1 rRNA gene is annotated in these 3,005 nt (G+C 52.4%); it reads right to left on the reverse strand.

The features are described 5' to 3' along the window. Positions 1-2: 2 nt before the first annotated feature. A 23S ribosomal RNA gene (locus tag CSV75_RS16000) occupies positions 3-2,931 on the reverse strand. Between the last annotated feature and the right edge of the window lie 74 nt (positions 2,932-3,005).

The raw sequence follows: 3,005 nt of genomic DNA on the forward strand, positions 1-3,005 counted from the left end.
AATAGGTTAAGTCCTCGATCGATTAGTATCTGTCAGCTACATACGTCGCCGTACTTACACCCCAGACCTATCCACCTCATCATCTTTGAGGGATCTTACTTACTTGCGTAATGGGAAATCTCATCTTGAAGGGGGCTTCATGCTTAGATGCTTTCAGCATTTATCCCGTCCATACATAGCTACCCAGCGATGCCTTTGGCAAGACAACTGGTACACCAGCGGTATGTCCATCCCGGTCCTCTCGTACTAAGGACAGCTCTCCTCAAATTTCCTGCGCCCGCGACGGATAGGGACCGAACTGTCTCACGACGTTCTGAACCCAGCTCGCGTGCCGCTTTAATGGGCGAACAGCCCAACCCTTGGGACCGACTACAGCCCCAGGATGCGACGAGCCGACATCGAGGTGCCAAACCTCCCCGTCGATGTGGACTCTTGGGGGAGATAAGCCTGTTATCCCCGGGGTAGCTTTTATCCGTTGAGCGATGGCCCTTCCATGCGGAACCACCGGATCACTAAGTCCGTCTTTCGACCCTGCTCGACTTGTAGGTCTCGCAGTCAAGCTTCCTTATGCCTTTGCACTCTGCGAATGATGTCCAACCATTCTGAGGAAACCTTTGAGCGCCTCCGTTACTCTTTAGGAGGCGACCGCCCCAGTCAAACTGTCCACCTGACACTGTCTCCTGCCCGGATCACGGGCAAGGGTTAGAAGTCCAATACAGCCAGGGTAGTATCCCACCAATGCCTCCTCCGAAGCTGGCGCTCCGGAATCCAAGGCTCCTACCTATCCTGTACAGGCTGCACCGGAATTCAATATCAGGCTACAGTAAAGCTCCACGGGGTCTTTCCGTCCTGTCGCGGGTAATGCGCATCTTCACGCATATTATAATTTCACCGAGTCTCTCGTTGAGACAGTGCCCAGATCGTTACGCCTTTCGTGCGGGTCGGAACTTACCCGACAAGGAATTTCGCTACCTTAGGACCGTTATAGTTACGGCCGCCGTTTACTGGGGCTTCAATTCAGAGCTTCGCTTGCGCTAACCCCTCCTCTTAACCTTCCAGCACCGGGCAGGCGTCAGCCCCTATACGTCATCTTACGATTTTGCAGAGACCTGTGTTTTTGCTAAACAGTCGCCTGGGCCTATTCACTGCGGCTCTCTCGGGCTATTCACCCTACCAGAGCACCCCTTCTCCCGAAGTTACGGGGTCATTTTGCCGAGTTCCTTAACGAGAGTTCTCTCGATCACCTTAGGATTCTCTCCTCGCCTACCTGTGTCGGTTTGCGGTACAGGCACCTCCCGCCTCGCTAGAGGCTTTTCTTGGCAGTGTGAAATCAGGGACTCTGGAGATTAATCTCCTCGCCATCACAGCCTAGTGTTATATGAGAACGGGATTTGCCTCGTTCTCCACCTCACTGCTTAGACACACAACCAACTGTGTGCTCACCCTATCCTACTGCGTCCCCCCATTACTCAAACGGCGGGGAGGTGGTACAGGAATATCAACCTGTTGTCCATCGTCTACGCCTATCGGCCTCGACTTAGGTCCTGACTAACCCTGAGCGGACGAGCCTTCCTCAGGAAACCTTGGGCATTCGGTGGAAGGGATTCTCACCCTTCTTTCGCTACTCATACCGGCATTCTCACTTCCAAGCGCTCCACCAGTCCTTCCGGTCTAGCTTCAACGCCCTTGGAACGCTCTCCTACCATTGACCCTAAGGTCAATCCACAGCTTCGGTGATCTGTTTAGCCCCGGTACATTTTCGGCGCAGCGCCACTCGACCAGTGAGCTATTACGCACTCTTTAAATGATGGCTGCTTCTAAGCCAACATCCTGGTTGTCTGGGCAACGCCACATCCTTTTCCACTTAACAGATACTTGGGGACCTTAGCTGGTGGTCTGGGCTGTTTCCCTCTCGACAATGGATCTTATCACCCACTGTCTGACTCCCAAACATAAATCATCGGCATTCGGAGTTTGTCTGAATTCGGTAACCCGGGATGGGCCCCTCGTCCAAACAGTGCTCTACCTCCGAGATTCTTTCGTTTGAGGCTAGCCCTAAAGCTATTTCGGAGAGAACCAGCTATCTCCAGGTTCGATTGGAATTTCACCGCTACCCACACCTCATCCCCGCATTTTTCAACATACGTGGGTTCGGGCCTCCAGTCAGTGTTACCTGACCTTCACCCTGGACATGGGTAGATCACCTGGTTTCGGGTCTACGACCCCATACTCATTCGCCCTATTCAGACTCGCTTTCGCTGCGGCTCCGCTTTCTCAGCTTAACCTTGCATGGAATCGTAACTCGCCGGTTCATTCTACAAAAGGCACGCCATCACCCATTAACGGGCTCTGACAATTTGTAAGCGCACGGTTTCAGGATCTATTTCACTCCCCTTCCGGGGTGCTTTTCACCTTTCCCTCACGGTACTGGTTCACTATCGGTCACTAGGGAGTATTTAGCCTTGGGAGATGGTCCTCCCGGATTCCGACGGAATTTCACGTGTTCCGCCGTACTCAGGATCCACTCTGGAGAGAATGCGTTTTCGACTACGGGGCTTTTACCCTCTTTGGCGGACCTTTCCAGGTCGCTTCATCTAACGCATTCCTTTGTAACTCCGTATAGAGTGTCCTACAACCCCAAGAAGCAAGCTTCTTGGTTTGGGCTCTTCCCGTTTCGCTCGCCGCTACTAAGGGAATCGATGTTTCTTTCTCTTCCTCCGGGTACTTAGATGTTTCAGTTCTCCGGGTGTGCCACGAGTATGCTATGTATTCACATACACGTACTGTCCCATTATGGACAGTGGGTTTCCCCATTCGGAAATCTTCGGATCAAAGCTCACTTACAGCTCCCCGAAGCATATCGGTGTTAGTGCCGTCCTTCATCGGCTCCTAGTGCCAAGGCATCCGCCGTGCGCCCTTTCTAACTTAACCTATAAAAGGTCCAACTTCATCCTAGCGATAGGCTTCCGTTGGTTAAAAAGATTGCTTGAATCGCATATATGCGA

This window comes from Sporosarcina sp. P18a (genome assembly GCF_002743135.1).
GTDB lineage: Bacteria > Bacillota > Bacilli > Bacillales_A > Planococcaceae > Sporosarcina.